This window comes from Pseudomonas sp. 22526, assembly GCF_052044735.1.
Classification (GTDB): domain Bacteria; phylum Pseudomonadota; class Gammaproteobacteria; order Pseudomonadales; family Pseudomonadaceae; genus Aquipseudomonas; species Aquipseudomonas piscium.
This window is the reverse complement of sequence record NZ_JBQENK010000019.1, coordinates 61,704-88,483: the sequence shown is the minus strand read 5'-3', so window position 1 is coordinate 88,483 and position 26,780 is coordinate 61,704. Positions and strand designations below refer to the sequence as shown.

Genomic DNA, 26,780 nt, shown 5'->3' with positions numbered 1-26,780 from the left:
AGCGGCCAGCGGCTATAACTGGCTCTAGCACTTCGAACCTTCATAGACCGAGGGTTCGCGGTTTTGCTCAATGGCCGGGCAAGGATTGTCCGGACCTGTCGCACTCCATGGAGGGAGAACCATGCTGCAGAAGGGTTTCGGCCTGATCGAAATAATCGTCGGCCTGGCGCTCGCCAGCCTGCTGATGCTGTTTGCCGCCAGCTCATTCGGGGAGTTGTTCCAGTCGACACGCCGGCTGGATGCCGCGCAGATGCTTGCCAGCGGCATCCGCAATGCGCGCACCGAAGCCATCCTGCGTCAGCACCAGACGGTCATTCACGGGGTGAACGACGACTGGAGCCAGGGCTGGCGGATCATTCTGGATATCAGTGGCGAGGGCTCGCAGGACAGCGATAACCCGGTGTTGCTTGAACGCCGGGGGGACGCCCGGGTGGCGATTGTCGGCAATCGCCCGGTGCAGCAGTTCGTGCGTTTCAGTGGTCTGGGCGATCCGCAGCTGCCCAGCGGCGCCTTTCAGGCCGGGACGCTGCACATCTGCGCGGCCGATCCGGGAATGAGCCAGCACCAGGTGGTGCTTTCCCGCAGTGGGCGGGTCAGCCTGCGCAGCGACAGGGCCGCGCAGGCGTTATGCGACAGGCAGGGCTGATCAGAGCAGCGAACGAACGCGCAGCTCCTTGGGCATGGAGAAGGTGATGTTTTCTTCACGGCCGGCCAGTTCGTCAGCGCCGGTGGCGCCCCAGGCGTGCAATTGTTCGATCACGCCACGCACCAGCACCTCGGGAGCCGAAGCCCCGGCGGTGATACCGATGCGCTCGACGCCGTCGAACCAACTGCGCTGCATATCCTCGGCCCCGTCGATCAGGTACGCCGGCGTGGCCATGCGCTCAGCCAGCTCACGCAGGCGGTTGGAGTTGGAGCTGTTCGGGCTACCTACCACCAGCACCACATCGCACTCGTCGGCCAGTTGCTTGACCGCGTCCTGACGGTTCTGCGTGGCGTAGCAGATATCGTCCTTGCGTGGCCCGCCAATGGCCGGGAAACGCTCGCGCAGGGCATCGATGACCCGGCTGGTGTCGTCCATCGACAAGGTGGTCTGGGTGACGAACGCCAGCTTTTCAGGGTTGCGCACCTGCAGCTCGGCGACGTCTTTCTCGTCTTCCACCAGGTAGATCGCGCCGCCGTTGCTGGCGTCGTACTGGCCCATGGTGCCTTCGACTTCCGGGTGGCCGGCGTGGCCGATCAGGATGCATTCACGACCGTCGCGGCTGTAGCGCGCCACTTCGATATGCACCTTGGTCACCAGCGGGCAGGTCGCATCGAAGACTTTCAGGCCACGGCCCGCCGCTTCGCTGCGCACGGCCTGGGAAACGCCGTGGGCGCTGAAGATCACGATGACGTCATCCGGCACCTGGTCCAGCTCCTCGACAAAGATCGCTCCGCGAGCGCGCAGGTCTTCGACGACAAATTTGTTGTGCACCACTTCATGACGCACGTAGATCGGCGGCCCGAAGACCTCCAGGGCGCGATTGACGATTTCGATCGCGCGGTCCACGCCAGCGCAGAAGCCACGGGGATTGGCGAGTTTGATTTGCATGCTGTGCCTCGTGTCTTGCGGGCAAGGAATAATCATGGCAACCGCTTCGCGGTTGATCGCGAGCAAGCTCGCTCCTACAGAAAANTCCCTGTAGGAGCGAGCTTGCTCGCGATGCCTTTAAAGCGCTTTAACGTCGATGATCTCGACATCAAAGGTCAAGGTTTTACCGGCCAACGGATGGTTGAAGTCAACCGTCACCTGGGCGTCGTCAAAAGCTTTGACCACACCTGGCAGCTCGGTATTGGCCGCATCGTTGAAGATCACCAGCAGGCCTTCGGACAGCTCCATATCCTGGAACTGCGAACGCGGGATGATCTGCACGTTTTGCGGGTTCGGCTGGCCAAAGGCGTTTTCCGGCTCGATAGTCAGGTTACGCTTGTCGCCCGCCTTGAAACCGAACAGGGCCGCTTCAAAACCTGGCAACAGGTTGCCGTCACCGACCTTGAAGGTCGCCGGGGCCTTGTCGAAGGTGCTGTCCACCGTGTCGCCGTTCTCCAGGCGCAATGCGAAATGCAAAGTGACTTCCGTGTTCTGGCCGATGCGTTGCCCAGCCAATACCTGTTCAGTCATGAACGGCTTCTCCGGTTTTCTTGCTTTTGAACATATCCAGCGCAAGCATCACCGCACCCACGCTGATGGCGCTGTCGGCAAAGTTGAACGCTGGGAAATACCAGCGGTTCTGCCAATGCACCAGGATGAAATCGATCACATGGCCCAGGGCGATGCGGTCATACAGGTTGCCCAGCGCGCCACCCAGCACCAGTGCCAGGGCGACCGCCAGCCAGGTTTCGTTGCGCCCCAGGCGCTTGAGCCAGACCACCAGCACCGCGCTGACCACCACCGCGATCAGGGCGAACAACCAGCGCTGCCAGCCCGAGCTGTCCGCCAGGAAGCTGAACGCCGCGCCGGTGTTGTAGGCCAGGGTCCAGCTGAAGTAATCCGGGATCACCACGATCTGCTGGTACATCGACAGCGAGCTTTCGAAGTGCAGCTTGCTGGCCTGGTCGATGACCAGCACCAGCACGCTCAACCACAGCCAGCCCAGACGGCCGAAACGGCCCGCGGCATTAGGCATAGTGACGAACCTCGCCTTCGCCGCTGATGTTGTCGACGCAGCGACCGCAGATTTCCGGGTGCTCAGGGTGCACGCCGACATCTTCACGGCAGTGCCAGCAACGGGCGCACTTGGCGAAGCTCGACTTGACCACTTTCAGCTTGAGGCCGGCGACTTCGGTTTCCACCGCATCCGCCGGTGCCTGCACGAAAGGCGCGACGCTGGCGGTGGAGGTGATCAGCACGAAGCGCAGCTCGTTGCTCAGCTTGGCCAGGTCGGCGCTCAGCGCCTCTTCGGCATACAGGGTCACTTCAGCTTGCAGGTTGCCACCGACGGCCTTGGCCGCGCGCTGGATTTCCATTTCCTTGTTGACCGCGACCTTGACCGCCATGATCCGCTCCCAGTAGGCACGGTCCAGCTCGAAGCCTTCCGGCAGCTCGCTGAGGCCCTGGTACCAGGTGTTGAGCATCACCGACTCGTTGCGCTCGCCCGGCAGGTACTGCCACAGCTCGTCGGCGGTGAAGGCGAGGATCGGCGCGATCCAGCGCACCAGCGCTTCGGAGATGTGGAACAGCGCGGTCTGGCACGAACGCCGGGCCTTGCTGTTGGCGCCGGTGGTGTACTGGCGGTCCTTGATGATGTCCAGGTAGAAACCGCCCAGCTCCTGCACGCAGAAGTTGTGCACCTTGGAGTAGACGTTCCAGAAGCGGTATTCGCCGTAGTGCAGTTCCAGCTCGCGCTGCAGCAGCAGGGTACGGTCCACGGCCCAACGGTCCAGGGCGAGCATTTCCTCAGCCGGCAGGATATCGGTGGCCGGGTTGAAGCCGCTCAGGTTGGAGAGCAGGAAGCGCGCGGTGTTGCGGATACGCCGGTAGGCGTCGGCGCTGCGCTGCAGGATCTGGTCGGAAACCGCCATCTCGCCGGAGTAGTCGGTGGCCGAAACCCACAGGCGCATGATATCGGCGCCCAGGGTGTCGTTGACCTTCTGCGGCGCGATCACGTTGCCCAGGGACTTGGACATCTTGCGGCCGTTCTCGTCGACGGTGAAACCGTGGGTCAGCAGTTCGCGATACGGCGCATTGCCATCGATCGCGCAGCCGGTCAGCAGGGACGAGTGGAACCAGCCGCGGTGCTGGTCGGAACCTTCCAGGTAGAGGTCGGCACGCGGACCGCTGGCGTGGCCCATCGGGTGCGAGCCGCGCAGTACGTGCCAATGCGTGGTACCGGAGTCGAACCAGACGTCCAGGGTGTCGCTGATCTTGTCGTATTGCGGGGCTTCATCGCCCAGCAACTCGGCCGCGTCCATCTTGAACCAGGCTTCGATGCCTTCGTGCTCGACGCGTTTGGCCACTTCTTCCATCAGCTCGACGGTGCGTGGGTGCAGGTCGCCGCTTTCCTTGTGCAGGAAGAACGGGATCGGCACGCCCCAGTTGCGCTGACGGGAGATGCACCAGTCCGGACGGTTGGCGATCATCGAGTGCAGGCGCGCCTGGCCCCAGGCCGGAACGAACTGAGTCTCTTCGATGGCCTGCAACGCGCGCTGGCGCAGGGTGTTGCCGCTGGTTGGCTGCTTGTCCATGCCGACGAACCACTGCGCGGTGGCGCGGTAGATCAGCGGGGTCTTGTGGCGCCAGCAGTGCATGTAGCTGTGGCTGATGGTTTCGGTGTGCAGCAGCGCACCGACTTCCGTCAGCTTGTCGACGATGGCCGGGTTGGCCTTCCAGATGAACTGGCCGCCGAAGAACTCCAGCGAGGTGGCGTACACGCCATTGCTCTGCACTGGGTTGAGGATGTCGTCGTTGACCATGCCGTAACGCTTGCAGGTCACGAAGTCGTCTTCGCCGTAGGCCGGCGACGAGTGAACCACGCCGGTACCGGCGCCCAGCTCGACGTAGTCAGCCAGGTAGACCGGCGACAGACGATCGTAGAACGGGTGACGGAAGTTGATCAGCTCCAGTGCAGAACCCGGGGCGGTGGCGATGACCGAACCTTCCAGGTTGTAGCGGGCCAGGCAGGACTCCACCAGCTCTTCGGCCAGGACCAGCAGCTTGTCGCCAGCATCGACCAGGGCGTAGTTGAACTCAGGGTGAACGTTCAGCGCCTGGTTGGCCGGGATGGTCCACGGAGTGGTGGTCCAGATCACGATCGAAGCCGGCTTGCTCAGCTTGGCCAAGCCGAAGGCGGCGGCCAGCTTGTCTGCGTCGGCGATCGGGAAGGCCACGTCGATGGTCGAGGATTTCTTGTCCTGGTATTCGACTTCCGCTTCAGCCAGGGCCGAACCGCAGTCGAAACACCAGTTCACCGGCTTGAGGCCCTTGAACACGAAGCCGCCCTTGACCATTTCCGCCAGGGCACGGATTTCCCCGGCTTCGTTGGCAAAATCCATGGTCTTGTACGGGTTGGCCCAGTCGCCCAGCACGCCCAGGCGGATGAACTCGGCCTTCTGGCCCTCGATCTGCTCGGTGGCGTAGGCGCGGCACAGCTCACGGGTCTTGTCCGAGGACAGGTTCTTGCCGTGGGTGACTTCGACCTTGTGCTCGATTGGCAGGCCGTGGCAGTCCCAGCCCGGAACATAAGGCGCGTCGAAGCCCGCCAGGGTCTTCGAGCGGATGATCATGTCCTTGAGAATCTTGTTGACCGCATGACCGATGTGAATCGAGCCGTTGGCGTAGGGCGGACCGTCGTGAAGAACGAACTTCGGACGATCCTTGCCAATTTCACGCAACTTACCGTACAGGCCAATGCTGTCCCAGCGCTGCAGAATCTGCGGTTCGCGCTGAGGCAGGCCGGCCTTCATTGGGAAGGCGGTGTCCGGAAGGTTTAGCGTGGCTTTATAGTCGGTCATTTAAGGCTCTTCATTAGCGATTGGCGCTATGGATACGTGCAACTTCGGCACGGGCGGCGGCGACATCCGCGTTGATCGCCGTCTTCAGCGCCTCCAGAGAGGCGAAACGCTGCTCTTCACGCAGCTTGTGGTGGAAAACCACCGTCAAACGCCGGTCATACAGATCGCCGGCAAAATCTAAAAGATGGACTTCCAGGTGGGCCTTGCCGTCACCGGCCACCGTCGGCCGCACGCCAATGTTAGCAACGCCCGGCCAGGTCTCGCCGTCGATGTCGACATTGACCAGGTACACCCCGGACAGCGGTACACGACGGCGCTTGAGCTGCACATTGACGGTGGGCGTACCCAACTGGCGTGCCAGCTTCTGTCCATGCAAGACCCGCCCGGCGATGCGGAACGGGCGACCGAGCAGACGCTCGGCCAATACGAAATCGGCAGCCGCCAGGGCATTGCGGACCTGGGTGCTGCTGACACGCAGGCCATCCAGTTCGACGGTCTGCGCGGCCTCGACGGTAAAACCCTGGGTGATGCCGGCCTTTTGCAAAAAGTCGAAGTCACCGACCCGGTCGCAACCGAAGCGAAAGTCATCGCCGACTTCCAGGTGCTGCACACCCAGGCCGTCGACCAGGATGGTCTCGACGAATTCACTGGCGCTGAGCTTGCTCAAGCGCTGGTTGAACGCCAGGCACAAGACCCGGTCGACGCCCTCCTCGGCCAGCAGCTGCAGCTTGTCGCGCAAGCGGGCCAGGCGGGCCGGAGCGGTATCCGGAGCAAAGAACTCGCGCGGCTGCGGCTCGAATATCACCACGCAGCTGGGCACGCCCAACTCAAGCGCACGCTCACGCAGCCGGCCCAGGATAGCCTGGTGACCACGGTGAACACCGTCGAAGTTGCCAATAGTGGCGACACAGCCCCGATGCTGGGGGCGCAGGTTGTGGAGGCCTCGGACCAGCTGCATAACGCGCTTCTTGCTCATAAAGTGGTCGATTATAACCACACCCGACGGCCGGTGACAGGCAACAGCACGCGCCAAAGTGATCGAACCGACAAAACCACTGCCTTGCCGGCGTTCAAGTGCCCCAGGACTTCAGTGCAACGCCTTGCGATTGAAGTCGCGCAGGCGGAAGCCGAGCAACGCCAGCATGCCGAAATAGGCCACCACGCCCGCCACCACCAGCACGCCCAGACGCAGAAAGCGCGCAAGCATATGCCCCTGGTCCCAGGCTGGCATGAACTGCATCAGCCCCAACAGCACCGCCGTCATCACGCTCACCGCGACGATCAGTTTGAGGGCAAACTTGCCCCACCCCGGCTGCGGCAGGAACATCTGCTGCTTGCGCAGCTGATAGAACAGCAAACCGGCGTTGATGCAGGCCCCAGCGCTGATCGCCAGCGCCAGGCCCGCATGTTTCAGCGGACCGATAAACGCCAGGTTCAGCAGTTGCGTGACGATCAGGGTGAAAATCGCGATTTTCACCGGGGTACGGATGTTCTGCTGGGCATAGAAACCCGGCGCCAGCACCTTGATCACAATGATCGCGAGCAAACCGACCGAATACGCGACCAGCGCACGCTGGGTCATCGACGCATCGAAGGCGCTGAACTGGCCGTACTGGAACAGCGACACCGTCAGTGGCTCGGCCAGAATCCCCAGCGCCAGCGCGCAAGGCAGCACCAGCATGAAGCACAGGCGCAGGCCCCAATCGAGAATCCGCGAATATTCATGCCGATCCTTGTTGGCGTAAGTCTTGGCCAGCGTCGGCAGCAGGATAGTGCCTAGCGCCACCCCTAGAACCCCCGAAGGCAGCTCCATCAGGCGATCGGCGTAATACATCCAGGACACCGAACCGGCCACCAGGAACGAGGCGAAGATGGTGTTGATGATCAGCGAAATCTGGCTTACCGAGACCCCGAGAATGGCCGGCAGCATCTGCTTCAGCACCCGCCAGACCCCGGTGTCGCGCAGGTTCAGGCGCGGCAGCACGAGCATGCCGATCTTCTTAAGATGTGGCAGCTGATACAGCAACTGCGCTAGGCCACCCGCCAGCACCGCCCAACCCAAGGCCATGACCGGCGGATCGAAATAAGGTGTCAGGAACACCGAGAACACGATCATGGCGACGTTCAGCAGCGTCGGCACGAACGCCGGGACCGAAAAGCGGTTCCAGGTATTGAGGATCGCCCCCGCCAGAGAGGACAACGAGATCAGCAATATATAAGGAAAGGTCACACGCAACAGATCGGTGGTCAGCGTGAATTTTTCCGGGGTATCGACAAAACCTGGCGCCGTCACCCAGATCACCCAGGGCGCGGCAAGGATCCCCAGCGCCGTGACCAGCGCCAGCACCAACGTCAGCAGACCGGAGACATAGGCAATAAAGGTCCGGGTCGCTTCCTCACCCTGCTGGCTTTTGTATTCCGCCAGGATCGGCACAAAGGCCTGGGAGAAGGCGCCCTCGGCGAAGATGCGGCGCAGCAGGTTGGGCAGTTTGAAGGCAATGAAGAAGGCGTCCGTCGCCATACCGGCGCCGAATGTGCGCGCAATGATGGTGTCACGCACGAACCCCAGAACCCGGGAAAGCATGGTGATAGAGCTGACAGCGGCCAACGACTTGAGCAGGTTCATGGAAAGGATTTTTGCCTGTAGATAAACAGCAGGCGAACAATGCGCCCACTTGTGCGATACTCCGCGCCGCAACAGCACAGAGCCAAAGCTCGCGAGTTTACAGGTCAAGCGCCGGAAATAAATATCCCGCCTCTTCAGATCCAACCACTCAGCGGAACGCATCAGCTGCCCTTGACAAGCCTTCAACTCATCGGCATGATTCGCGGCCTATTTTGTTTGCTATTTCCCAAAAAGTCTTTCGAGGAGCTCGACGGTGGCCAACTCACCTTCCGCCAAAAAACGTGCAAAACAGGCTGAGAAGCGTCGCAGCCACAACGCCAGCCTGCGTTCCATGGTTCGTACCTACATCAAGAATGTAGTTAAAGCCATCGACGCAAAAGACGCTGAAAAAGCGCAAGCTGCTTATGTTCTGGCCGTGCCAGTTATCGACCGCATGGCCGATAAAGGCATCATCCACAAGAACAAAGCTGCTCGCCATAAAGGCCGCCTGAATGGCCACATCAAGGCTCTGAAGCTCGCTGCTGCAGCCTAAGCGACACGCTTGTTGAAAAACCGACCTCAGGGTCGGTTTTTTATTGCCTGCGATTTGGTGCTTTCAGCGGCAGGCCGCCTTCGCAAGCAAGCTCGCTCCTACAGGGATTGCGCAACCCTGCAGGAGCGAGCTCGACAGGTATTACGGATTCTGCGCCCAAGGCAGGATCGGAATCGCCGTCACCGCATTCTGCGGGCTGCCCTCGATCAGCCGATCGCTATAGACCAGGTACACCAGGGTATTGCGCTTCTTGTCGAGGAAACGCACCACCTGCATGGTCTTGAACACCAGCGAAGTGCGCTCCTTGAACACTTCCTCGCCATCCTTGAGCTCACCCTTGAAGCTGATCGGCCCGACCTGACGACAGGCGATGGAGGCCTCGGCGCGATCCTCCGCCAGCCCCAACCCACCCTTCACGCCACCAGTCTTGGCGCGCGACAGGTAGCAGGTCACGCCCTCCACCTTCGGATCGTCGAAGGCCTCGACCACAATACGATCGTTGGGCCCGACAAACTTGAACACCGTCGACACCTGGCCGATTTCTTCAGCGGAGGCCAGCAGCGGCATCGCCAACAGCAACCCCAACAACCCTTTTGCTACGCGCATTGGTTTTTCCTTAGACCAGAATCAGGTTGTCACGGTGAACCAGCTCGGGCTCAGCCATGTACCCCAACAAACCGACAATCGCATCAGAGGACTGACCGATAATTTTTTGCGCCTCCAGGGCGCTGTAGTTGGCCAGGCCGCGGGCGATTTCACGCCCGTCCGGCGCCACGCACACCACCATTTCGCCACGACGGAAGCTGCCCTGGACCAGCTTGACCCCCACCGGCAGCAAGCTCTTGTTGCCCTGGGACAAGGCCGACACCGCCCCCTCATCCAGCACCAGGGTGCCACGGGTTTGCAGATGCCCAGCCAGCCACTGCTTGCGCGCCGCCAGCATGCCGCGCTCAGGCGACAGCAAGGTACCCAGGCGCTCGCCCGCCTTGAGGCGATCCAGCACCCGCTCCAGACGCCCACCGACAATGATGGTGTGCGCCCCGGAACGGGCCGCCAGGCGCGCCGCGCGCAGCTTGGTCTGCATGCCGCCGCGCCCCAGCGCGCCACCGGTACCGCCCGCCACCGCATCCAGCGCCGGATCATCGGCGCGCGCCTCGTAAATCAGCTGGGCATCGGGATTGCTACGCGGGTCGGCATCGAACATGCCGTCGCGATCGGTGAGAATCACCAGCAGATCGGCCTCGACCAGGTTGGCCACCAGGGCCGCCAGGGTGTCGTTGTCGCCGAAGCGGATTTCGTCGGTGACCACGGTGTCGTTTTCATTGATGACCGGAATCACCTTGAGCTCGACCAGCGCACGCAAGGTACTGCGGGCGTTCAGGTAACGCTTGCGGTCGGACAGGTCATCATGGGTCAGCAGGATCTGCGCGGTGTGCAAGCCGTGCTCGGCAAAGCTCGACTCCCAGGCCTGCACCAACCCCATCTGGCCAATGGCTGCGGCCGCCTGCAGCTCATGCATCGCACTCGGTCGTGCGGTCCAGCCCAGGCGGCTCATGCCGGCCGCGACCGCGCCGGAGGAAACCAATACCAGCTCGACGCCAGCCTCATGCAAGGCCACCATCTGCTCGACCCAAACGCCCATTGCCGCGCGATCCAGCCCTTTGCCGTCCGCCGTCAGCAGTGCGCTGCCGATCTTCACGACCCAACGCTGCGCACCTGTCACCTTACTCCGCATCTTCTTCAACCTTAGCTTGAGAGCCACGCGACCGAGCGCGCCCATAAGTTATTCGTGGCTACGTTTCTTGATACTAAGCTTCTTGATACTACGTTTCCTGGATACTAAAACGCCGCTCAGTGAGCGGCGCTTGTAGTTTACTGCAACGAATCAGTCGCGGACGTAAATGATTTCCGGACCATCTTCGTCATCCACATCTTCTTCGTCCCAGTCATCGTCGCCGATGTCATGCACGCTCTTCACACCGCTACGGCGCAGGGCACGCTGGTCGTCCAGAGCCTGCAACTGGGCACGCGCCTCGTCCTCGATGCGCTGATCGAGCTCGGCCAACTCGTCGGCGTAAGCCGGGTCGGCCGCCAGACGATCGGCACGATCTTCCAGATAACGCATGATGTCGCGACTCAGGCGCTCGGTACCGTCTTTGGAAATGGCCGAGATCACATACACCGGACCGGTCCACTCCAGGCGATCGACGATCTCCTTGACCCGCGCCTCATGCTCTTCCTCGAGGATCTGGTCGCACTTGTTCAGCACCAGCCAGCGATCACGCTCAGCCAGGGACGGGCTGAACTTGGTCAGCTCGTTGACGATCACTTCCGCGGCATCGGCCGAGCTGCTTTCATCCAGCGGCGCCATGTCCACGAGATGCAGCAACAGGCGGGTACGCGCCAAGTGCTTGAGGAAACGGATACCCAGGCCCGCACCATCCGAAGCGCCTTCGATCAGGCCCGGAATGTCGGCGATCACGAAGCTCTTCCAGCGATCGACACTGACCACGCCCAGGTTCGGCACCAGAGTGGTAAACGGATAGTCGGCCACTTTCGGCTTGGCCGCGGAAACCGAGCGAATGAAGGTGCTCTTGCCGGCATTCGGCAAGCCCAGCAGACCAACGTCTGCCAGTACTTTCAGCTCCAGCTTGAGGTCACGCTGCTCACCCGGCTTGCCCGGAGTGGTCTGGCGCGGCGCGCGGTTGGTACTGGACTTGAAACGGGTGTTACCCAGACCGTGCCAGCCGCCCTGCACCACCATCAGCCGCTGACCAGCCTTGGTCAGGTCGCCAATGACTTCCTGGGTGCCGGCATCGATGATCGTGGTGCCGACCGGAACCCGCAGCTCCAGATCTTCACCCTTCTTGCCCGTGCAATCGGTACTGCCGCCATTGGAGCCGCGCTCGGCATCGAAATGGCGGGTGTAGCGGTAGTCCACCAGGGTGTTGAGGTTTTCGTCGGCGATCATGTAGATCGAGCCGCCATCACCACCGTCACCACCGTTCGGACCACCGTTTTCGATGAACTTTTCCCGACGGAAACTCATGCAGCCATTGCCGCCGTCGCCAGCTTTTACTCGGATCGAAACTTCATCAACGAACTTCATAACAAAACGCCTCTCGCCGCACGGGCGAGCCGAAAAACACTAAGACATAAGACTCTTGCAAAAATGAGCGCAGCGACCCCGATCAACGGCCGTAACATCCAGCGCTGGCAGCCCATACAAACAGCTTTGCAAGAGACTCACCCCACAAACGAAAAAGCCCCGTCGCAAGACAGGGCTTTTCCAGCGATCGCGCAATTAAGCTGCGACAACGCTCACGTAACGACGACCGAAGGCGCCTTTTACTTCAAACTTGATCACGCCTTCGATTTTCGCGAAGAGGGTGTGATCTTTACCCATGCCAACGCCGTAGCCAGCGTGGAATTGGGTGCCGCGCTGACGCACGATGATGTTGCCGGCCTTGATGACCTGGCCGCCATACATCTTCACGCCAAGGCGTTTGGCTTCTGAGTCGCGACCGTTACGGGTACTACCACCAGCTTTTTTGTGTGCCATGAGTTCAATTCTCCTAGTGAGGAATTAGGCTGAAATTAAGCCTGAATACCGGTGATTTTGATCTCGGTGAACCACTGGCGGTGGCCCATACGCTTCATGTGGTGCTTACGGCGACGGAACTTGATGATGCGGACTTTATCGTGACGACCTTGGGAGATCACTTCAGCCTTGACGGTTGCGCCAGCAACAACAGGTGCGCCGATGTTCACGTCGTCGCCATTGGCAACCAACAGAACGCGGTCAAAAGTCACGGATTCGCCAGTGGCGATTTCCAGTTTTTCGATCTTCAGGTATTCACCTTCAGCGACCTTGTATTGCTTACCGCCGGTAACGATTACTGCGTACATGGTATTTCTCCGATAATCCTGCTCACCCAGCTCTTTATAAGAAGAGGTATTGGCTGGCATGGCTGCATGGGGCTGGAACGGCCCAAGTGCAATTGCGTAAGGCAGGTGCTGCCCAGGAAGTTCAGGGTGCGCGATTGTACGCAAGCTGTCTTGGCGATGCAAGGGGCCGTCCATCGCGCCTTGACAGCCCCGGACGTGGGTCCTAGCATGCCGCGCAACCCTTCTGGAGCACCTGTCGCTGATGCAACCCCAAGCTTTCTACCGCGCGGTGGCGGACGATTTTAGCGCCGTCGACGGCATCATCAAGAAGCAGCTGACCTCCCGAGTGCCGCTGGTATCGAAAATCGGCGACTACATTACCTCGGCCGGGGGTAAACGCCTGCGTCCTTTATTGGTGCTGCTGTGTGGCAAGGCCCTGGGTCGCGAAGGCGACGACCTGCGCCTGCTGGCCGCCACCATCGAATTCCTGCACACCGCCACCCTGCTGCATGACGACGTGGTCGACATGTCCGGCATGCGCCGTGGCCGCTCGACCGCCAACGCCATGTGGGGCAACGCCCCGAGCGTGCTGGTGGGCGACTTCCTGTACTCGCGCTCCTTCGAAATGATGGTCGAGCTGGGCTCGATGCCGGTGATGAAGATCCTTTCGCAAGCCACCCGCATCATCGCCGAAGGCGAAGTGCTGCAACTGTCGAAAGTCCGTGACGCCAGCACCACCGAAGAAACCTACATGGAAGTCATCCGCGGCAAGACCGCGATGCTCTTCGAGGCCTCGACCCACAGCGCCGCCGCCCTGGCCGGCGCCACCGAAGAGCAGAGCGAAGCCCTGCGCACCTTCGGCGACCACCTGGGCGTGGCCTTCCAACTGGTGGACGACCTGCTCGACTACCGCGGCGACGCGGAAACCCTGGGCAAGAACGTCGGCGACGACCTGGCCGAAGGCAAGCCGACCCTGCCACTGATCTACACCATGCGCGAAGGCACGCCGGAACAGGCTGCCCTGGTGCGCCAGGCGATCCAGAAAGGCGGTATCGAGGATCTGGAAAGCATCCGCGCTGCCGTGGAAGCCTCCGGTTCCCTGGACTACACTGCGCAACTGGCCCGCGACTATATCGCTCGCGCCATCGCCTGCCTGGAAGCCTTGCCGCCGAGCGAATACCGCGACGCGCTGGTGGAACTGAGCGAATTCGCTGTAGCCCGCACCCACTAAGCTTCGACCGCGTACCAGCTCGTTCCTGCTCTCTGTAGGAGCGAGCTTGCTCGCGCTGCTTTCCCCTCGATGCCCCGCCCCCGCGCAAAACCCTATATAATGTGCGCTTTTTAGCCTTCCTGAATCCGAGGAGCCTTAGTGAGCACGTTGCCACCCTGCCCGAAATGCAATTCCGAATACACCTATGAAGACGGCGCCCAACTGGTCTGCCCGGAATGCGCCCACGAATGGTCCGCCAACGGCGAAGCCGAGGCCGCATCCGATGAAACCGTGAAAAAGGACTCGGTCGGCAACGTCCTGCAAGACGGCGACACCATCACCGTGATCAAGGACCTCAAGGTCAAGGGCACCTCGCTGGTGGTCAAGGTCGGCACCAAGGTCAAGAACATCCGCCTGTGCGATGGCGACCACGACATCGACTGCAAGATCGACGGTATCGGCCCGATGAAGCTCAAGTCCGAGTTCGTCCGCAAGGTCTGATATTCCGGCTATCGCCCCGTGCCAGGCACGGGGTGACGCCCTCCCCGCGCCCACCAAACGCCCCTCATTCCCCGCCACATATCAAAAGGCCAGCCCTTTTGACTCACAACAATTTCCACACAGAAAAAAGCAGAAACCGCCAATAGGTACTTGCTATTCATTGAATAAGAATTATTCTCATTGAAACCCATCAAGGAGATGAGACTCATGACTTATTTGATCGACGCATGGCTGGACCGCCCACACCCTTACCTGCGAATCCTGCATCGGGAAACCGGGGAAGTCTGTGCGGTACTGGAAGAAGAAGCCTTGAACGAGCTGCAGGACCAGGGCGACCTGGACCTCAACGGCCTGAGTTCCAGCGAGCCGGTGGTGCTCAAGGAACTGGTGCGCAACCTGTTTCTGTTCTGCTATGCACGGGCCTTGCGCCCTGCCGGAACAGCCGAAGGGCAAGGCCTGAGCGCAAAAATACGCCTATGACCCCGCCTAACCCCTCTGCCAAGGCGAACCTGCTCGCGATCCGTACACCGCAAACACGGCGCATGGATCGCGAGCAAGCTCAGCCCGGCAGCTGAGGCTTACAGAACGTCGAGCAGCTCGACGTCAAACACCAGAACGCTGTGCGGCGGGATGCTGCCCACGCCTTGCGCGCCGTAAGCCAGCTCGCTCGGCACGTACAGACGCCATTTGCTACCGGCATTCATCAGTTGCAGCGCCTCGGTCCAGCCAGCGATCACGCCGCCGACCGGGAATTCCGCAGGCTGGCCGCGCTCGTAGGAGCTGTCGAACACAGTGCCGTCGATCAGGGTGCCGTGGTAGTGGGTACGCACACTGTCTTCACGGGATGGCTTGGCGCCTTCGCCCTGGGTCAGCACTTCGAACTGCAGGCCGGAGGCCAGAGTGGTGATGCCTTCACGCTTGGCGTTTTCAGCCAGGAAAGCCAGGCCCGCGCCAGCAGCGGCTTCAGCCTTGGCAGCGGCTTCGGCCTGCATGATTTCGCGGATCACCTTGAAGCTGGCGGACATTTCTTCCTGACCTACACGGCTAGGCTTGCCGGCGAACGCGTCGGTCAGGCCGGCCAGGATGGCATCCAGGCTCACGCCCGGTGGCGGGTTGTCACGCAGCTGGTCGCCCAGCTGACGGCCGATACCGTAGCTGACGCGGGTTTCGTCGGTGGACAGATTTACTTCGGACATGACACTGCTCCGCTGTGCGGACGGCTCGGAAACCCGCCGTGCGTACACAGCGCATCCCGGGACGCCCGGAACCAAAAGGGCGAGCAGACTAGCACAGATGCCACGGCGATGATGAGCGCGCGTCCCGCCTGTCAGGCCGGACGGACCGCGAGGGGCACCCGCAGGCTGTCATCGCCACTGGCCGAGAGGCCACACATCTCGTCATGCACTGAGGCGTGGATCAGGTTGAAGGGCAACTTGGGAAAGGCGTGCAGCACTTCCCGGGCATGCTCCACCGAACGCAGGTGCAACATCTGACCGTGGGCGTCGCTCAATGGATAGGCTGCCCCATGCATCCGCGCTTCGAGCAGATAGATACCGCCTTCGAGGGAGATCAGGTTCAGCTCGTCGATTTTCCCAGCGACGGCATAAGCATTCAACTCGTGCAGGTTCATGGGTGCACCTCGCGCAGTTCAAGCCCGTGACCCTTACAGGGATATGCCTCGGCCGGTAAAAGCACAAGCCACAAACGACGCCGCCCGTCCGTTTCACAACGGCCGGGCGGCGCGGCTACAGCGGCGATCAGACGATCAGTGCTTGGTCAGCTTGTCCAGATAGCCCATGGCGAAAGCCGAAATCACGAAGGTCATGTGGATGATCACGTACCACATCAGGTACTGCGGCTCGATGTTCTTCGCATCCATGAATACCCGCAGCAGATGGATCGAGGAGATCGCCACGATGGACGCGGCCACCTTCATCTTCAGCGAGGAGGAGTCCATCTTGCCCAGCCAGTTGAGCTTTTCCTTGTCCTCGTCGATGTCCAGCTGAGACACGAAGTTCTCGTAGCCGGAGATCATCACCATCACCAGCAGGCCGCCGACCAGCGCCATGTCGATCAACGACAGCAGCACCAGGATCAGATCCGACTCGGCCATGGAGAACACATTGGGGATGACGTGAAAGACTTCCTGGAAAAACTTCAAGGCCAGGGCGAGCAGCCCCAACGACAGACCAAAGTAGATCGGCGCCAGCAGCCAGCGCGAAGCGTACATTGCATTCTCGATAAAACGTTCCATTGAATCTCACACAGGTCTGAAAATGGCGGCGAGTATATCAGCCGGCCAAAAGCCCATAAACCGCAACGAAATCCATTACCTGCGCCTCTGCCAAAGCGTTTTTCTGCTAGTGTCGGAATCACTTGAACAGCTCAATGACATCGGACAGGAAGCCTGGAGAATGGATTTGCGATTGCCTTTGGCGGGTACCGGCCTGTGTATCGCGGTACTGCTCAGCAGCGGCTGCTCGCCCAGCGAAGAGAAACAGCAAGTCAGCCTGGAACAGAAAACCGCACAGTTCGAACAATCCCTGGACGCCATCCAGGACCCCAAGCTCAAGGACGCCATCGCCGACCTGGGCGGTTCGCTGCTGCTGCTCGAGCGTGCGCAACTACGGCTCAAGAACAAGCCCATCGAGACCGAATACGGCGATGACGCCCTGGCCCTGCTCAAGCACTACCCCAGCCCCCAGGCCCTGGTCGACACCTACCTCAACGGCCTGTTCGTACTGCGCAAGACCTCCAATTCCGACTACCTGACCGACCTGCAACCGGTGTTCCCCTTCAGCTTCAACATGCCGGCGCAATTCCCCTTCCCCCACGGCCTGGAATGGCAGTCCGTGACCCTGAGCAACGGCAAGGCCATCGCCTTCCAGCCCGAATGGTCGGAAACCGATCCCGGCATCCAGTTGAGCCCGTCCAGCTCCAACCTGACCAATCCGGATGACCTGACGGTGACCTACCCGTTCATCGAAGGCCTGGAAGTCGAAAACAAGGACCAGCCCCAACCCGTGACGCTGCAAGGCAAGGCCGAAGTGATAGCGCCACATCAGGTCTTGACCTTCGAGCTGGGCAAGGCGGATATCGGCAAGCAGCGCAGCGACAAGAATGTCAGCGTGAAACTGCTGTCCCTGGACAAGAACAGCGCCGAAATCGAACTGACCAACAACGCCCCGCTATCGCCCGAACTCAGCGATACACCGCTCAACCCGTTGCTGGTGCAGGCACGCGACACTAGCGGCCAGATCCTTTCGCGCTCCGGGTCGATCAACGAAAACAGCCAACAGATTGCCTTCTACGCCCAGCAGCTCGCCGAAATGCAAAAGCAGAAGGCCTGGAGCCAAGCCTTCGAGCAGCAGCTTGAAGAGGAGCGCAAAACCTTCGAGCGCGAGCAGCACAGCCATTACACCAAGGTGTATTTCAACGGCCTGATCGACAAGCTCGAAGTCAACGTGCTGGATTTCTCCGCAGCCACCGTCACCCGCAAAGACCTCGATCTGCCGGTACGACGCTTCGACCCTCTGACCACCGACAGCAAGATCCAGCCCCTGCCCATGCCGGTAGTGGTGTATGACGATCAGGCACCGAACTACCTCAAGGGCGCCAACCTCGACGAAGAAACCTTGAAAAAAAGCGTGGTCGTGCATCAATCCACCGAGGACGCCAGCGCGGCGCGGATCGAGTTCGACCACCCGAAAACCTTCAATGACGAGTTGCTTGGCACGTCCTTCTCTACCAGCGACAGCCCGGTGACCTTCTTCACCCAGAACGAAAATGGCAAACGCGGCGAGCCCATCGAACTGCCATCGGAGGCGGTCGAGGTCGATCCGTTGCGCAGCTCTATCACTTACGACCTGACCCTGTTCCCGGAAACCCCGGCTTACGCCGTCGGTGCGATTCCGCTGTTTCTGGCCAGCATCGAGAAGAAAGCCTTGCCCGTCAGCCAACTGCCCAAAGGACTGGAGCTGCGGGGCAATGCGCTGGTCGTCGACCAGCGCCTGTTCCCGGCCGAGGCCTGGCGCTTCTACGCCAAGGACAGCAGCGGTCAGTACCTGAAGGAGATTCTTGCGGTCAGCCATGAGGCGCCGGCAAAAGGTCCGGCCTCGTTCGACGTGCATTACTTCTATGGGCAGCCCAGCGAACTGGAAACCTACCAGCGCAGCGAGCTCAACACCGTCGAATATGGCTTTGAGGTCAAGCTCGACAAGCTGGAGAACCCGCCACCCGCCGAGTAGGACTCAGCGGTAGGGATTAACGGGAGATTGCGTCAATGGCGGCAGCGTTCGCCATTGATCTGCCGTAGTTGCGCCTGAAGGTGCAGGCACCAGATCTGCGGGTCGTCGGCCAGCTCATAGCCGTGGGTGGTGAGGCTTTCGACGATGGAATCAAGGATGGATTCGGCCACGCTGGGACCGCAGAAAGGTCCCTGGGCCTTGATGGCCGAAGGTTGTTCGCCGGCCATTCCGGCCGCGAACAGTAGGGTCCACATTCCGTTATCTCCCGCCAGCGGGCGGATGCTGCACTCGATACGGGTGACCAGGCCAAGACACTGGCGGGTAAGGCAGAGGTTGCGCGACATGGCGGCGACCCTCGGTAGATCCGGTATTCAGCCCTCATGTGAAGACTGTTTCGATCCAGTGACGACTGTCGTTCTCCTGCCCTGAGAATAGGAAGAAAAGACTGAGAAGCAAAGTTGACCGGCTGAACAGGCGCCGAATGGTCTATTCGAGAAATTGACGCCAGCGGACCGGCGCCGCGACGAAGGCCGAGCCCCCGCCGCGGCAAGGCTCATGCCGGCTTGGTTTGCGCCAAAGCTTCTTGTGCCTGCTCTTTTTCCGCTTCCTTGAGATCGTCCTCGCTGATCATTTCCGCGATAACCCGCAGACGCTCCACCACCCGCGCGTTGACACTGCCTTCCGGGAACTGGCCGTCCGCATCCGGCTCGCCCGCGGGCTCGCCGACCAGCAGGCTCAGGGCCTCGTCAGCCTGGCGCACGGCATACACGTGGAATTTCCCGGCACGGACCGCCGCCAGTACCTTCTCGTCGAGCATCAGGGTGGCGACGTTGGCGTGAGGAATGATGGCGCCCTGCTCGCCCGTCAGGCCCCGCGCTTCGCAGAGGCGGAAGAAGCCTTCGATCTTCTCGTTGACCCCGCCAACCGCCTGCACCTCGCCGAACTGGTTGATCGATCCGGTAATGGCAAAGCATTGCTTGAGCGGGGTTTTCGACAAGGCCGAGATCAGCGTGCACGCCTCGCCCAGCGATGCACTGTCGCCATCGACGTAACCGTAGGATTGCTCCAGGGCGATGCTCGCCGAGATCGCCAGGGGGAATTCCTGCGCGTAACGGCTGCCCAGGTAGCCGGTGAGAATCATCACGCCCTTGGAGTGAATCGGCTGACCGAGATTGACCTCGCGCTCGATGTCGACGATACCGCTGCCCCCCGGATACACCGTGGCGGAAATCCGCGCCGGAATACCAAAGGCCGAGTCGCCCACTTCCAGCACCGTCAGGCCGTTGCACTTGCCCACGGCCGCGCCATCGGTGTCGATCAGAATGATCCCCGCCAGCATGTCGTCGAGAATCCGCGCCGAGACCCGCCCGGTGCGCGTAGCCTTAGCCTTGAGCGCCCGTTCGATGTGCCCGGCATCGGTCATTTCGTCCGAGGCCAGGTGACGGATAAAGTCCGCCTCGCTGACCAGCTGGAACAGATCGCCAATACGCGCCGACAAGCGCCCCTGGTGTTCCGCCAACCGGGCGCTGTAGGTCGCCAGGCGCGCCACCGCGTCCGCGGTCAGCGGTGCCATGCCCTCTTCGGAGGTGCGGGTTTTCAGCAGCTGGGCGAACTGTTCGAGGCTTTCGTCCACCATCGGGATGTCTTCGTCGAAATCCACCAGCACGCGGAACATTTCCTGGAAGTCCGGATCCAGGTCCTGCAGCGTGTAGTACAGCTGGCGAGCGCCGATGATCACGACCTTGACCTGCAACGGGATGTGTTGCGGGGTCAGGGTCACGGTGGCCAGGCGCCCCAGTTCGCCCAGCGGCGACTCCATCTTCAGCTTGCGCGATTGCAGGGCACGCTTGAGGGCATCCCAGACAAAGGGTTCGCTGAGCATCTTCTCGGCTTCGAGAATCAGGAAACCGCCGTTGGCCCGATGCAGGGCACCCGGACGCAGCTGCCGGTAAGTGGTGTACAGCGCGCCCTGGTCGGTGCTGTATTCGATACGGCCAAACAGGTTGTCGTAGGTCGGGTGCGGCTCGAACACCACTGGCGCGCCGCCACTGGCCGGGTGGCCGACCACCAGGCTCGGGCCGTACTGTTCTTCCAGCAGCTTGCGGGCCACGGCGTCGGTCTTGCTGTCGTCCACCAGTTGCTCGACCACGGTCTTGAGCAGGTACACCTGCATGGCTTGCAGGTAGCCGCACACCCCGGCGTTTTCCGCGTACTTCTCGGACAGCGGCGCCAGCAGCGGCTGCAAGGCCAGGGTGATGGTTTCTTCGTTGAGGTGACGCAGCTGGTTGCTCGACTCGCGCTTCCACTGCGGCAGGCTCGCCAGTTCTTCGTTGAGGCGCTCTTCCAGGGCGGAAATGTCCTCATGGAAACGCTCGCGATCGGCCTCGGGCAATTGCGCGAACTCGGCCTCGTCCAGCGCCTTGCCGTCGAGCATCGGGGTGAAGGCGATATTGCTGCTGTCGCGGTACAGCGCGACGTCCTTCTCCAGCGCCAGGCGCTCGATCACATCGAGGGCACGGTCGTAGCGCTGGTTGAACGCGCGGTCGATGGCGCTTTTCTTTTGTTGATAGGAGGGATGCTCGAAGACCGCCGGAAAGGTCGCCAGCAGGTTGTCGATCAGGCCGTTGATGTCACTGATGAATGCGCCCGCGGCCCCCGAAGGCAGCTCCAGCGCACGAGGCTCGCGCGGCTCATCGAAATTGTTGACGTAGACCCAGTCGGACGGGGTCTGCAGGCGCTTGCCCTCAGCCTTCAGGTAGCGTTTGACGAAAGAGAAGCGGCCAGTGCCGGGCTCGCCCATGACAAAGACGTTGTAACCGGGGCGCGGCATGGCCACGCCGAACTGCAAGGCTTCGACCGCACGTTCCTGGCCAAGCACACCGCGAAAGGGCTCCAAATCATTGGTGGTCGAGAAGCTGAACTGTTCAGCGGAAAACGGACGGGTCAGCGCTTCGGGCGCTAGACGCAAGCTGGCAGCAACAGGATCAGGCATCGGGCTTCCTTACATCAGGCGGGGCAGATGGGGCATTCTGGCGCCGGGTACAGCGGCTGGCAAGGCGCGAGGAAGCGAAAGCACAGGCAGATCCCTGGCGCCACGCAGACAGCATAAAAACCGTCTATTTCAAGGAATGTCATGCAAAAAAACACGGAACCCTTGGAATCTGCCTAAACTCCAAGCTGCGCGGCTGGACTAATAACCGGCCCACTGGCGCCGACATGGGCCAGAACCCTTGTCCATTGGTTTGCACACAAAGAGAACAAAGCTATGAAACGGATTCTTCTCGGTACTCTCTTCACCGCTGTTTCCATCAATGCAATGGCCCAAGCGCCAGGCGGTCCGGATTGTGGGTGGGGCAACCTGCTGTTCGAAGGGCAGCGCGGCACTCCGGCTCACTTCCTGGCCTCCACCACCAACGGCACCTCCGGTAACGCGACCTTCGGTATGACTTCCGGCACCAACGGCTGCTCGACCAACAGCGCGCTGACTTACGGCGGCAAATCCTGGTTTGCCATGAATGGCATGATGAACGAGCTCTCCGAAGACATGGCCAAAGGTGAAGGCGAAGCGCTGACCACCTACGCCGTGGTCCTGGGCGTCGCTCCTGAAGACCGCGCACACTTCGCCGCTGTCACCCACGAGCACTTCCAGCAGATCTTCAGCAAAGCCGACGTGACCGCGGAAGATGTGCACACCAACACCCTGGCCGTACTGAAAAGCGATGCACGCCTGGCCAAGTACGCCACCCCGGCTTAATCTCGACCCGCCCGCTCTTTTCGGGGAGCGGGCTTTTGTTTTTCGGACATGACCCCTCCCGGGTCTTTGTTTTTTCCGACTCAAGTTGCCCACCATGCTCAAACGCCTTGCCTCCCTGGCGCTCTGTGTCTGCGCCCCGCTGTCCGCCGCGCCACATATCGACCACTCACGTTTGCAGCAACTGGCCAACGATCCGTTCTGGATTTCCCTTGGCCACTACGAAACCGCCAAGCTCGGTGGCTGGCGCAGTTATGTCAGCGACCCGAAGTTTTTCCTCGCCGCCAACGGCGCCGAACACCCCGATGCCGAGCTCAAGGCCACCCTTGACGCGCTCTACGCCCCCGCCAGCAGCGGCAACCAGCATGCCCAATGCGTGTACCCCGCCCGCACCCGCTGGCTCAAGGCCCAGTTGAATCTGAGCGATCTACCAGCGGTGGACTGCAATGAGTTCAATCAGTGGTTCAAGGATGTCGCGCCCCACAGCACAGTGATGATTTTCCCGGCGGCCTACCTGAACAGCCCGTCGTCGATGTTCGGCCATACCCTGCTGCGTATCGACCAGGCCGACGTGCAAAGCAACCACACCGCCCTGCTCAGCTACGCGATCAACTTCGGCGCCTATATCGAAGGCTCGGACAACAGCATTCTCTACGCCTGGAAAGGCCTGATGGGCGGCTACCCCGGGCTGTTCGCCCTGGTGCCCTACCAGGAGAAGCTCTCCGAGTACCGCAGCCTGGAAAACCGCGACCTGTGGGAATACCGGCTGAACCTGACCCAGGCCGAAACCGAACGCATGGTCGAGCACGTCTGGGAACTGAAGCAGATCAAGTTCGACTACTTCTTCTTCGACGAGAACTGCTCCTACCGCTTGCTCGAGCTGCTGCAGGTGGCGCGCCCCAGCCTGCGCCTGACCGAACAGTTCCCGCTGACGGCGATTCCCACCGACACCGTCAAGGCGGTCAAGGAAGCCGGCCTGGTGGAGAAAATCGAATACCGCCCGTCCCGCGAACGTGAGCTGCTGGAGCGCGCCAAGCCGCTGAGCAACGACGAACAGCAATGGGTACTGAAGGTCAGCGCCGACCAGCAACAGCTGCAGGAGCCGGCCTTCAAGGCCCTGCCACGGGACCGCCAGGCGCTGATCATCGATGCGGCCTATCGTCTTGAGCGCTATCGGGCCAACGGCCAGGAGCGCGACCCGCAACGGGCGCAGCGCAGTTTCGAGCTGTTGCGGGCGATCAACCGCAACCCGCCGCCCGAACTGTCCATCGAGCGCCCTGGCCTGCCGGAAGACGGCCATGAGTCGCGCACCTGGCAGGTCGGCGTGGGCACCCGCGGCGACCAGGCCTTTGGCGAATACGGGCTGCGCATGGCCTATCACGACCTCAACGACAACGCCGAAGGTTTTCCCCTGGGCGCGCAGATCGAAATCCTGCAGATGAAGCTGCGCCAGTACGAAGGCAACCGCTGGCAGCTGCAGCAACTGGACCTGGCAACCATTCGTTCGCTGACGCCGCGCAACGAACTGCTGCAACCCTGGTCCTGGCAGGTTACCGGCGGCCTGGAGCGGGTGCCGGGCAAACACGACGATGAAACCCTGGTCAGCCATGTCAACGGTGGCGGTGGCGGCACCTGGCAGCTCAGCGAGAATATGCTCGGCTTCGCCCTGGGCACCGTGCGCGTCGAGCACAACGCCGATTTCGCCGGTTTCATCACCCCGGCGGCCGGCTTCAACACCGGCCTGCTGTGGAAAAACCCGCTGGGCAACTTCAGCGTCGAAGCCAAGGGCGACTATTTCACCAATGGCGAGGTGCGCCGCAGCCTGAGCCTCAACCAGCAATGGGAGCTGTCGCGCAACCTGGGCCTGCGCCTGAGCGCCCAGCGCGAGTTCAGCCACCTAGCTACGGCGGAAAACGAGGTGATGCTGGAACTGAAGTGGTACCACTACTGACGCCCGGTCGCATTCTCACCGTGCTTTCACAAACCACTGACGAATCCCCTTCTAGACTTTCTCTATGAGCCGTTGAGCGGCGCGGGAGTCAGAGATGTGGCGGTATGCGGTAGTGGCGGCGTTGCTGGCGTTGATCGCCGGTTGTGAGACAACCCACGAGCAGTTGCTCAAGCAGGGTTATCCACCGGCCTTCGCCGACGGCTTCGATGATGGCTGCGCCAGCGGTCGCCAGGCCGCCGGGGCGATCAACGGCGAATTTCGCAAGAACGTGCCGCGCTACCTCAAGGACCCGCAATACGCCGAGGGTTGGAGCGACGGTTTTCGCCAGTGCCAGGCCATGCTGGAAAACCAGGATCGCAATGCCTATCGGCAGCGTCACTGGGACGAACGCGAACGTGCCTGGCAAGAAGAAAAAGACCGCGACGCCGCGCGAGCCTATCGCTCGCAGTAAGTCGTTTTCAGACATGGCCCGAAACCAAAAGGCTGCGACCATGGCCCAAACTCCATTACGGGAAAACTCCCATGAGCCGAGCCTTCGTCAATGAGGAACTGTCTGCTCCCCAGGCCGACCAACCGGTGGAACGGCAGATCAGCGCGCAACCCAACTACGTCACCCCACAGGGTCTGAGCGAGCTGCAGGCCAAGGTCGCGCAGCTGCAAACCCGGCACAACCAACAATCGGCACTGGGCGACCAGGCGGACCCACAACAGCTGGCCGATATCGAACGCGACCTGCGCTACTTCAACCAGCGCCTGCAAAGCGCCCAGGTGGTTCCCCAGGCGACATCGCGGTCGAAGGTGCAGATCGGCAGCCGGGTCATCTTCGCCGACGAGCACGGCACCGAGCAGTCTGTGCAACTGGTGGGCGAGGATCAGGCCGATGTCGCCAAAGGCCTGATCAATTGGGGCTCGCCGCTGGGCCGGGCGCTGCTGGGCACCCAGCTTGGCGATGAAGTGTTGTGGCAGCGGCCGGCGGGCGATCAGTTGATCGAGGTGATCCGCATCGACCCGGCTTAAACCACGCCCTGGGCCAGCATGGCATCGGCGACCTTGACGAAGCCGGCGATGTTCGCCCCTTTGACGTAGTTGATCCGGCCGTTTTCTTCGCCGTAATGCACGCAGGCGTGGTGGATCGACTGCATGATGCCGTGCAGCTTGCTGTCCACCTCGCCGGCGCTCCACAGCAGGCGCATGGCGTTCTGCGACATCTCCAGCCCGCTGACCGCCACGCCCCCAGCGTTCGAGGCCTTGCCCGGGGCGAACAAAATGCCGGCCTCGATAAAGATATCCACAGCCGCCAAAGTGGTCGGCATGTTCGCCCCTTCAGCCACGCACATGCAGCCATTGCGCAGCAGGGTGCGTGCCGACTCGGCGTCCAGTTCGTTCTGGGTGGCGCACGGCAGCGCGATATCGCACGGCAGCGCCCAGGGGTGCTGGCCGGCGAGGAACTCGAGGTTGAACTGCGTCGCCAGCTCGCTGATGCGCCCGCGCTTGACGTTCTTCAGCTCCAGCACCGCCTGCCATTGCTCCTCGGTCAGCCCGGTCTCGCAGTACAGCGTGCCTTCGGAGTCCGACAGGGAGATCACCTTGCCGCCCAGGTCCATGACCTTGCGCGCCGCGTATTGCGCCACGTTGCCGGAACCGGAAATCGCCACGCGCTTGCCCTCTACCCGATCGTCACGGCGCTTGAGCATTTCTTCGGCGAAGTACACGCAACCGAAGCCAGTAGCCTCCGGACGGATCAGGCTGCCGCCGTAACTCATGCCCTTGCCGGTCAGCACCGAAGTGAACTGGTTGCTCAGGCGCTTGTACTGGCCGAACAGGAAGCCGATTTCCCGGGCGCCCACGCCGATGTCCCCCGCCGGCACGTCCACATCCGAACCGATATGGCGATACAGCTCGCTCATGAAGGCCTGGCAGAAGCGCATCACCTCGGCGTCGCTCTTGCCCTTCGGATCGAAGTCCGAACCGCCCTTGCCGCCGCCCATGGGCAGCGAAGTCAGGGAGTTCTTGAAGGTCTGCTCGAAGGCGAGGAATTTCAGCACCCCCAGATTGACCGAAGGGTGGAAACGCAAACCGCCCTTGTACGGGCCGATGGCGCTGTTCATCTGGATGCGGAACCCGCGATTGACCTGGACCTTGCCCTGATCGTCGACCCACGACACACGAAACACCACCGCCCGCTCCGGCTCGCAGATGCGCTCGAGAATGCCCGAGCTCAGGTAATGCGGATTGGCCTCCAGGAACGGCCACAGGCTGCGCAGCACCTCTTCCACCGCCTGGTGGAATTCAGGCTGGTCCGGGTCGCGCTTTTTCAGGCGGGCGAGGAAGTCTTCGACGGATTCGATCATGGGAAAGTCTCGGCAAATTTATTGTCGTTAACAAAGATTTGCCCGGGACTTTAGCAACTCGAACAGCACCATGACAGAGCAAAATGTCGCAGTTATGAATTTAAATGGTGCAATAGATATAAATATCCGGCTGTTTTCGGCCTTTTACGCACCATTCAAGGGATAGCAACCACAGACCTCGCCCCATGTTGGGCAGCCCGAAAATCGGCGGTGCCAGTCAGGGCGCATCG

The 26,780-nt window shown here is 61.4% G+C and carries 27 protein-coding genes; 10 read left to right on the top strand and 17 right to left on the bottom strand.

The annotated features are described in order from the left end of the window. Nucleotides 1-121: 121 nt before the first annotated feature. A complete protein-coding gene (locus ACTJKT_RS24775) occupies nt 122-646 on the top strand; it encodes a GspH/FimT family pseudopilin (protein WP_440788911.1) in 525 nt (174 codons plus the stop codon). On the opposite strand, the gene ispH is transcribed toward ACTJKT_RS24775, so the two are convergent. The 6 genes from ispH to murJ form a co-directional block, all read right to left on the bottom strand. Beyond that, entirely contained in the window at nt 647-1,594 is a 948-nt protein-coding gene (gene ispH / locus ACTJKT_RS24770; protein WP_023969416.1) for a 4-hydroxy-3-methylbut-2-enyl diphosphate reductase, read from the bottom strand. It abuts the gene before it with no gap. A gap of 117 nt (nt 1,595-1,711) precedes the next feature. Next, nucleotides 1,712-2,164, bottom strand: coding sequence for an FKBP-type peptidyl-prolyl cis-trans isomerase (gene fkpB / locus ACTJKT_RS24765; protein ID WP_097305158.1), 453 nt, complete (start codon nt 2,162-2,164; stop codon nt 1,712-1,714). Further along, nucleotides 2,157-2,669 (bottom strand): signal peptidase II, encoded by a 513-nt coding sequence (gene lspA, locus ACTJKT_RS24760; RefSeq protein WP_025807545.1) that lies wholly within the window; start codon nt 2,667-2,669, stop codon nt 2,157-2,159. The genes fkpB and lspA overlap by 8 nt, the downstream gene beginning before the upstream one ends. Further along, a complete protein-coding gene (gene ileS, locus ACTJKT_RS24755) occupies nt 2,662-5,493 on the bottom strand; it encodes an isoleucine--tRNA ligase (RefSeq protein WP_440788910.1) in 2,832 nt (943 codons plus the stop codon). Before ileS ends, lspA begins: the two co-directional genes overlap by 8 nt. A 13-nt stretch (nt 5,494-5,506) precedes the next feature. After that, the gene (gene ribF / locus ACTJKT_RS24750; RefSeq protein WP_440788909.1) at nt 5,507-6,451 is read right to left on the bottom strand and encodes a bifunctional riboflavin kinase/FAD synthetase; all 945 of its coding nucleotides are present in this window, start codon (nt 6,449-6,451) and stop codon (nt 5,507-5,509) included. A 129-nt stretch (nt 6,452-6,580) separates the two neighbouring features. Next, entirely contained in the window at nt 6,581-8,119 is a 1,539-nt protein-coding gene (murJ, locus tag ACTJKT_RS24745; protein WP_025807548.1) for a murein biosynthesis integral membrane protein MurJ, read from the bottom strand. Between the two features lie 253 nt (nt 8,120-8,372). Here murJ and rpsT point away from each other — a divergent pair, with 253 nt between their 5' ends. After that, nucleotides 8,373-8,651: a 30S ribosomal protein S20 gene (gene rpsT, locus ACTJKT_RS24740; protein ID WP_009050949.1), complete on the top strand. Its 279-nt coding sequence runs from the start codon at nt 8,373-8,375 to the stop codon at nt 8,649-8,651. A 141-nt stretch (nt 8,652-8,792) separates the two neighbouring features. Here rpsT and ACTJKT_RS24735 read toward each other — a convergent pair whose 3' ends face one another. The 5 genes from ACTJKT_RS24735 to rplU all read right to left on the bottom strand — a co-directional run bounded on the left by ACTJKT_RS24735 (nt 8,793) and on the right by rplU (nt 12,560). After that, nucleotides 8,793-9,257 (bottom strand): CreA family protein, encoded by a 465-nt coding sequence (locus tag ACTJKT_RS24735; RefSeq protein WP_053280991.1) that lies wholly within the window; start codon nt 9,255-9,257, stop codon nt 8,793-8,795. Between the two features lie 10 nt (nt 9,258-9,267). After that, a complete protein-coding gene (gene proB / locus ACTJKT_RS24730; protein ID WP_440788908.1) occupies nt 9,268-10,386 on the bottom strand; it encodes a glutamate 5-kinase in 1,119 nt (372 codons plus the stop codon). Between the two features lie 150 nt (nt 10,387-10,536). Continuing rightward, on the bottom strand, nt 10,537-11,760 hold the full coding sequence (cgtA, locus tag ACTJKT_RS24725; RefSeq protein WP_440788907.1) for an Obg family GTPase CgtA: 1,224 nt from the start codon (nt 11,758-11,760) through the stop codon (nt 10,537-10,539). Nucleotides 11,761-11,955: 195 nt separating this feature from the next. Continuing rightward, nucleotides 11,956-12,213, bottom strand: a complete 258-nt coding sequence (gene rpmA / locus ACTJKT_RS24720; protein WP_003228360.1) for a 50S ribosomal protein L27 — start codon at nt 12,211-12,213, stop codon at nt 11,956-11,958. Nucleotides 12,214-12,248: 35 nt separating this feature from the next. Then, nucleotides 12,249-12,560, bottom strand: coding sequence for a 50S ribosomal protein L21 (gene rplU, locus ACTJKT_RS24715; RefSeq protein ID WP_007924746.1), 312 nt, complete (start codon nt 12,558-12,560; stop codon nt 12,249-12,251). A 241-nt stretch (nt 12,561-12,801) separates the two neighbouring features. Here rplU and ACTJKT_RS24710 point away from each other — a divergent pair, with 241 nt between their 5' ends. From ACTJKT_RS24710 to ACTJKT_RS24700, 3 genes are all read left to right on the top strand, one after another. After that, entirely contained in the window at nt 12,802-13,770 is a 969-nt protein-coding gene (locus ACTJKT_RS24710) for a polyprenyl synthetase family protein (RefSeq protein ID WP_440788906.1), read from the top strand. Between the two features lie 138 nt (nt 13,771-13,908). Beyond that, complete coding sequence (locus ACTJKT_RS24705) at nt 13,909-14,250, top strand: zinc ribbon domain-containing protein YjdM (RefSeq protein WP_007924748.1); 342 nt, start codon at nt 13,909-13,911, stop codon at nt 14,248-14,250. 207 nt (nt 14,251-14,457) lie between these two features. Beyond that, nucleotides 14,458-14,730, top strand: coding sequence for a PA4570 family protein (locus ACTJKT_RS24700; protein ID WP_009045712.1), 273 nt, complete (start codon nt 14,458-14,460; stop codon nt 14,728-14,730). Nucleotides 14,731-14,828: 98 nt separating this feature from the next. Here the strand turns inward: ACTJKT_RS24700 and ACTJKT_RS24695 are convergent, their stop codons facing one another. The 3 genes from ACTJKT_RS24695 to ACTJKT_RS24685 form a co-directional block, all read right to left on the bottom strand. After that, complete coding sequence (locus ACTJKT_RS24695) at nt 14,829-15,446, bottom strand: FKBP-type peptidyl-prolyl cis-trans isomerase (protein ID WP_007924751.1); 618 nt, start codon at nt 15,444-15,446, stop codon at nt 14,829-14,831. Nucleotides 15,447-15,577: 131 nt separating this feature from the next. Continuing rightward, nucleotides 15,578-15,880 carry a DUF6482 family protein gene (locus tag ACTJKT_RS24690; RefSeq protein ID WP_097305164.1) on the bottom strand — a complete coding sequence of 101 codons (303 nt, stop codon included), beginning with the start codon at nt 15,878-15,880 and terminating at the stop codon, nt 15,578-15,580. A 135-nt stretch (nt 15,881-16,015) separates the two neighbouring features. Continuing rightward, nucleotides 16,016-16,504 carry a TIGR00645 family protein gene (locus tag ACTJKT_RS24685; protein WP_007924753.1) on the bottom strand — a complete coding sequence of 163 codons (489 nt, stop codon included), beginning with the start codon at nt 16,502-16,504 and terminating at the stop codon, nt 16,016-16,018. 160 nt (nt 16,505-16,664) lie between these two features. Here ACTJKT_RS24685 and ACTJKT_RS24680 point away from each other — a divergent pair, with 160 nt between their 5' ends. Next, complete coding sequence (locus tag ACTJKT_RS24680) at nt 16,665-18,497, top strand: hypothetical protein (RefSeq protein ID WP_440788905.1); 1,833 nt, start codon at nt 16,665-16,667, stop codon at nt 18,495-18,497. A gap of 32 nt (nt 18,498-18,529) precedes the next feature. On the opposite strand, the gene ACTJKT_RS24675 is transcribed toward ACTJKT_RS24680, so the two are convergent. Both ACTJKT_RS24675 and ACTJKT_RS24670 read right to left on the bottom strand, forming a co-directional pair. Next, nucleotides 18,530-18,841 (bottom strand): PA4575 family protein, encoded by a 312-nt coding sequence (locus ACTJKT_RS24675; protein WP_007924756.1) that lies wholly within the window; start codon nt 18,839-18,841, stop codon nt 18,530-18,532. Nucleotides 18,842-19,050: 209 nt separating this feature from the next. Beyond that, a complete protein-coding gene (locus tag ACTJKT_RS24670; protein WP_009050953.1) occupies nt 19,051-21,489 on the bottom strand; it encodes a Lon protease family protein in 2,439 nt (812 codons plus the stop codon). A gap of 273 nt (nt 21,490-21,762) precedes the next feature. Between ACTJKT_RS24670 and ACTJKT_RS24665 the strand changes: the two genes are divergently transcribed. The 4 genes from ACTJKT_RS24665 to ACTJKT_RS24650 all read left to right on the top strand — a co-directional run bounded on the left by ACTJKT_RS24665 (nt 21,763) and on the right by ACTJKT_RS24650 (nt 25,216). Then, nucleotides 21,763-22,251: a DUF3015 domain-containing protein gene (locus ACTJKT_RS24665; RefSeq protein ID WP_007924760.1), complete on the top strand. Its 489-nt coding sequence runs from the start codon at nt 21,763-21,765 to the stop codon at nt 22,249-22,251. Between the two features lie 94 nt (nt 22,252-22,345). Next, entirely contained in the window at nt 22,346-24,199 is a 1,854-nt protein-coding gene (locus ACTJKT_RS24660; RefSeq protein WP_440788904.1) for a DUF7840 domain-containing protein, read from the top strand. A 94-nt stretch (nt 24,200-24,293) separates the two neighbouring features. Beyond that, complete coding sequence (locus ACTJKT_RS24655) at nt 24,294-24,650, top strand: hypothetical protein (RefSeq protein ID WP_440788903.1); 357 nt, start codon at nt 24,294-24,296, stop codon at nt 24,648-24,650. Nucleotides 24,651-24,721: 71 nt separating this feature from the next. Next, nucleotides 24,722-25,216, top strand: a complete 495-nt coding sequence (locus ACTJKT_RS24650) for a GreA/GreB family elongation factor (protein WP_440788902.1) — start codon at nt 24,722-24,724, stop codon at nt 25,214-25,216. Here ACTJKT_RS24650 and gdhA read toward each other — a convergent pair. Continuing rightward, nucleotides 25,213-26,550 (bottom strand): NADP-specific glutamate dehydrogenase, encoded by a 1,338-nt coding sequence (gene gdhA, locus ACTJKT_RS24645; protein WP_440788901.1) that lies wholly within the window; start codon nt 26,548-26,550, stop codon nt 25,213-25,215. The genes ACTJKT_RS24650 and gdhA overlap by 4 nt on opposite strands. Nucleotides 26,551-26,780: the final 230 nt, after the last annotated feature.